Origin of the sequence: uncultured Granulicatella sp. (assembly GCF_938030755.1) — a bacterium.
Lineage (GTDB): Bacteria > Bacillota > Bacilli > Lactobacillales > Aerococcaceae > Granulicatella.
Map to the genome: position 1 here is coordinate 1 of NZ_CALHIF010000002.1, position 5,128 is coordinate 5,128.

Here is a 5,128-nt window from a genome sequence, read left to right on the forward strand (position 1 = left end):
ACAGAACTAAATCCTTTGCTTAAATTAATTGTCTAACTTTTTGGGGTCAGTACAAGATCTGAAGGGGGTTTTTTATGTCTCAACATGTTTCGTACGGGAATTGCCGTGTGGGAGTTCCAGGCTCACATTTAGCAATTAGCGGAGCGAGGTTTAATTTGGCACCGATGTCAGATGATTTTATCGACATCATTCTAGGGGCCATCAGGCAAGTGGATTTGTCCAATGTATGGGCAAAGACGGATTATACTTCTACCATCTATCGTGGGGGAAGTGTAGAAGTTTTCGATGCGTTAAAAGCTTGTTTTATTAGTAGTTATCGTCCGGGAGTTCACTGCTCGCTGGAAGCCACTCTTTCAAAAGGGTGTCCTGGGGATGTAGATGAGGATACACCTTTATCATTCGATGGGAGTCGAATTAATGAAGTCCGTTCCCAAGCGACTCATTTTCCTGTCATTGGGAAATTTGCGGTCTATCCGATGGGATCTGATAATTATATGAAAACCATCGAGAAGGTGGTGAATCTAGGGATTGATCAAGGAACGATTACTGGAACAGGGCATTATGTCACTTTTCTAGGAGGGGACGTTCACGAGGTGTTTGATTATTTGGAACAAGTTTTTAAAATTTTAGAGCAAGATGTGAGTCATTTTGTGATTCAAGTGACATTATTATGCAATGTACCAGGGGGAGAAATTGATGAATAAAAATAAATTAGAACTAAAGGATTACTTATTTATTAGCTTAATTTGTGTATTGTTTGGGGTGTTTTATTTACTAGCAGTTTATGCAGGAGGTGCGCTTTCTGCCACACTAGCACCGATGGGACTTGGGATGCTAGGATATGAGCCATTTTACGGAATCTGGTTTATGGCTCCAGTATTCACGCTTTACTTTATTCGAAAACCAGGGATTGGTATTATTACAGAAATTATTGCAGCTGTGATTGAAGTGCTGCTTGGGAACATGTTCGGCATTATCGTTGTGGTGAGTGCCTTTATCCAAGGTCTAGGCGTGGAATTAGCGTTTATGACAAAGAAATACGGCGATATTACTTATGGAACCACAATGCTAGGGGCTGTTATTACGACCATTTTTACGTTCCTTTGGACAGGCTTCCGTAGCAATTATTTAGCATTAGATTGGAAGCTAGTGGTCGCTATTTTTGTGATTCGTTTAGTTTCTGCCTTAATCTTTACAGGATACTTAAGCAAACTCTTATGCGACCAAATGGTAAAAACAGGAGTGGTCAAAGTTCGTGGCTAATCCTGAAGTTGTCCTCCAATTGAAAAATGCGACTTTAAGCGTGCAAAATCGAGTGCTGTTCTCCAATCTGTCCATGCAAATTCACTCGGGAGAAATTGTATTAGTGATTGGAAGAAGTGGAGTTGGGAAAAGTAGCCTAATGAATGTGATTAATGGAGTCTATCCAAATGGGGACACAGATGTTCAATGTGAAGGATTAGAAATTTTAGGACAGTCTCTTCTAACGTTAAATCACTTGGAGAGAACGAAATATGTACGCTCTATTTTTCAAAATGCAAGACTCTCGTTTGCAATGGAGACACCGTACGAAGAAATGATTTTCATACTAGAAAATTTTTGTTTCCCCATTGAAACGATGGAACAGAAAGTACTCGAGCAAGCAAAAAAATACAAGGTTGAAGACTTATTACACCGAAAGTTTGCAAGTCTTTCAGGGGGAGAACTTCAAAAAGTGGCCTTTGGTTGTGCCAGCTTAGTAGAGGCACCACTTTATCTGATGGATGAGCCTTTTGCAAATATCGATGAAGAAAGTATTCCGTACTTTATTGAGCAAATTAAACGGTTGAGTAACGAAGGAAAAGCAATTTGTATCATTGACCACCGATTGGATTTTTGGGAGTGGGTCAATCGGTGGTATCTCTTAGAAGACAGTGGAGAATTGAAACAAATTGAACTTCCTTTAAAGGAGCAAGACAAGCTTCTTCTAGAAGAGAGTGGGAATCTATGTCCTTTACCTTTCAACAATAAGAAAAAGCTAGAAAATGCCAAACCACTGTTTAAAGTCAAAGATGTTTCGGTTTTTGTAGAAAAAGGCAAACCACTTCTTGAGCATATTCATCTTGAACTTCATGAAGGGGAGATGATGGCTCTTATTGGACCTAGTGGGAGTGGGAAAACAAGTTTCTTCAAAGCACTTTTAAAGCAACTCCCTTATACGGGAACAATCGAACTAAAAGGACATTCTTTATCGAAGATGAAGAGGAAGGATTTATTGAAACAAGTCGGGCTTGTTTTTCAAGATCCCACCCTTCAATTTGTGGCTGCGAAAGTTCTAGAGGAATTGAAAGTGACTTTTCCAGGCGAAGCAGAAAGTCGTCTAGAATCGCTTTTAGAAGAATACTCCTTAAAGCAAACAAAGGAATTATCTCCTTGGCTTCTCAGTCAAGGGCAACAGCGCAGGCTTGCTTTTTTAACGATGACTGGAGAGGGGAAAGTTCTACTATTAGTGGATGAACCGACTTACGGACAAGACATGAAAAATGCGATCGCTATCATGAATGCATTGCAGCAATTATGCCAAGAGGGAGTAGCTTGTCTATTTACTAGTCATGACCGTAGATTAGTGCGTCAATACGCGCAGAAGGTGATGCGCATTCGTCATCAGACCATGGAGGTAGAGATGAATGAAGATGAGAATTAATCCAAGTGTGCAATTAGGGGTTTCATTTTTATTATCCATGGTCATCCTTTTCACCAAATCATGGAAACTCAACGGAGCGATGATGATGGCGTCCATCGTGATAATAGTGTTGTTTAGACAACAACCTTGGGGACGCGTTGTGAAACTCGGACTGGGATTACTGATGATTACCTTGATATATTTTCTTTCGGTCTATTTTTATCCAAATGAGAATCTATTGGTTCAAACGGGATCAAGTGGCGTATTTATAGTAGCTTTGGAATTAAGTAGTCGGATTCTTGCGCTTGGTCTTGTAGGAATTAGTCTCTCAACATCCATTGAAAAAAACGAATTTGTTGCCAGTCTTATCCAACAATTGAAAGTGCCAGTGGCGATTGCTTATAGCATACTGGTAGCCATCAATTTTCTGACACTGATTCAAACAGAATATGAGCAGTCGAAATTAGCATTGCAAATCAGAGGGATTTCTGGGAGTAGAGTCCACTTAAAAGCCCTCACGACCATGATGATTCGTCTGATGCGACAATCCGAGTATACCGCTATGGCGATGGAACTGCGGGGATTCTCCCAGGATAGAGTACAAAAAATTCAACTGGAAATTTCCATTTTAGATTTGATTTACAGTAGTTTGATGCTGTCTTTTATCGTTATCGTCATATGGCTACAACAATAAAACCAAAGAGTCACAATTGTGGCTCTTTTTCTATTCGTAGAAGAAGATTGACCCTCTAAAATGTAAGCGCTATAATAAAAGTGTACAAGTCTTTGTACAAAAATAAGTCAAACGGAGGAAGCGCGCTTCATCTGTTGGAAAAGGGGTATGACAATGAGAAACACAAAAGTTCGTGTAATCCAATATGGTTGCGGTAAGATGGCCAAGGTCCTTTTCAAGTATATGGTGGATCATGGTGTGGAAATTGTTGGTGCGATTGATAATAATCCAGAAGTTGTTGGACTCGATGTTGGTGATTTTGCCGAATTAGGGTTTAAAACAGGGGTTGTGATTTCAGATAATGCAGAAGAAGTGTTCAATAGTTGTGATGCGGATATTGCTATTGTGACCATTCTATCCTATATGCCAGAGATGTATCCGTTCTTTGAAACAGCAGCGCGTCATGGGGTGAATGTAATTACGACTTGTGAAGAAGCCATTTATCCTTGGAATACCTCTCCATCTGAGACGAATCGTCTAGACCGTTTGGCAAAAGAAAATGGAGTCACCATTACCGGGTCAGGAATGCAAGATATTTACTGGATTAATATGCCTTGTCTTGCGATGGCAGGAGTGAACCGTATCGATAAAATTAAAGGAGTCGTGAGCTATAATGTCGAAGACTATGGATTAGCCTTAGCAGAAGCTCATGGAGCAGGGTATACCAAAGAACGTTTTGATGCAGAAATTGCGACTGCTGAAAGTTTCCCATCTTACATGTGGAATGCAGCCGAAGCCATCTGTTCGAAGATGAACTGGACGATTAAAGACATCAGTCAAAAGAGTGTTCCATATGTTTTAGATGAAGATGTGTATTCAGAAACACTCGGTCGAACCATTTCTGCTGGGGAAGTGACGGGAATGTCTGCAGTGACCACTCTTCATACGCATCAAGGCGTAGAAATCGAAGTGGAATGTATCGGTAAAGTTTACCGCGAAGACGATGGAGATATGTGTGATTGGGAAATCACTGGAGAACCAAACTTAGTGTTCTCTGTTCAAAAACCAGATACGGTCGCACATACTTGTGCAACGATTGTCAACCGCATTCCAACAATCTTAAATGCGACACCTGGATTTGTAACGAGTGAAAAATTAAGAGAAGCCACTTATCCTACATATCCATTGCATACGTATGTAGAAAATCCATTTTTTGAGTATTAAAATTTTAATTCAATTCTAGGTAAAACAAGTACATGGGTTGATAAAATTATTTATCAACCCGTTTTATTATTAAAAAAATTTGGTAAAAAATATTTTTAGGTTAGGGGAGTAATTATGTCTGAAATGACTTTTTCTATTTGGAAGTTATATGCAAAAAATAAAAATAAAGGAGCACTGGAAATCGCCGCCACTAAAGAGTATTTTACGAATTTCCAATCTACTAAAGAACCGTTGTATATAACAAAAAATGAGAATGAAGCATTTTCAGTTTCGATTGAAAATAATGCAAATTTTATTTTTTTTATGATAGAGCATGGGAGTACACAACCAAGAGATGTTGATGTTTTTAATGTTAGAAATAAAAAGTTAAGAGAAAACCCTCGAGATGAAGATGAGATGGAATTTATGGAGCAGTTCTTTGTGTTATATGATTATAAAAAAGAATTATTATTTATTTCCAATCTTAGAAAAAGGAATTTATTTTTGGATTTGTTAAATAATTATAGTAAAGGGTATAATTTTAAAATTAAAGGCATTTATCTAAACAAATCAGATTTTTTAGCAAAATT

General features: G+C 38.6%; 5 protein-coding genes and 1 pseudogene. All 6 read left to right on the top strand.

What is annotated here, in order from left to right:
* Positions 1-74 precede the first annotated feature (74 nt).
* Positions 75-704 carry a YkoF family thiamine/hydroxymethylpyrimidine-binding protein gene (locus Q0594_RS00055; protein WP_298728995.1) on the top strand — a complete coding sequence of 210 codons (630 nt, stop codon included), beginning with the start codon at positions 75-77 and terminating at the stop codon, positions 702-704.
* Positions 697-1,263, top strand: coding sequence for an ECF transporter S component (locus tag Q0594_RS00060; protein WP_298728996.1), 567 nt, complete (start codon positions 697-699; stop codon positions 1,261-1,263). The genes Q0594_RS00055 and Q0594_RS00060 overlap by 8 nt, the downstream gene beginning before the upstream one ends.
* Positions 1,256-2,683, top strand: coding sequence for an ABC transporter ATP-binding protein (locus Q0594_RS00065; protein WP_298728997.1), 1,428 nt, complete (start codon positions 1,256-1,258; stop codon positions 2,681-2,683). Before Q0594_RS00060 ends, Q0594_RS00065 begins: the two co-directional genes overlap by 8 nt.
* Positions 2,667-3,356: an energy-coupling factor transporter transmembrane component T gene (locus Q0594_RS00070; RefSeq protein ID WP_298728998.1), complete on the top strand. Its 690-nt coding sequence runs from the start codon at positions 2,667-2,669 to the stop codon at positions 3,354-3,356. Before Q0594_RS00065 ends, Q0594_RS00070 begins: the two co-directional genes overlap by 17 nt.
* 153 nt (positions 3,357-3,509) lie before the next feature.
* On the top strand, positions 3,510-4,559 hold the full coding sequence (locus tag Q0594_RS00075; RefSeq protein ID WP_298728999.1) for a dihydrodipicolinate reductase: 1,050 nt from the start codon (positions 3,510-3,512) through the stop codon (positions 4,557-4,559).
* A gap of 114 nt (positions 4,560-4,673) precedes the next feature.
* Positions 4,674-5,128, top strand: a pseudogene (locus Q0594_RS00080) (hypothetical protein); the annotation flags it as partial.

Bases quoted from the DNA above. Each gene is read 5' to 3' on its own strand.
- Q0594_RS00055 (WP_298728995.1), top strand. From the start codon at position 75: ATGTCTCAACATGTTTCGTACGGGAATTGCCGTGTGGGAGTTCCAGGC.
- Q0594_RS00060 (WP_298728996.1), top strand. From the start codon at position 697: ATGAATAAAAATAAATTAGAACTAAAGGATTACTTATTTATTAGCTTA.
- Q0594_RS00070 (WP_298728998.1), top strand. From the start codon at position 2,667: ATGAAGATGAGAATTAATCCAAGTGTGCAATTAGGGGTTTCATTTTTA.
- Q0594_RS00075 (WP_298728999.1), top strand. From the start codon at position 3,510: ATGAGAAACACAAAAGTTCGTGTAATCCAATATGGTTGCGGTAAGATG.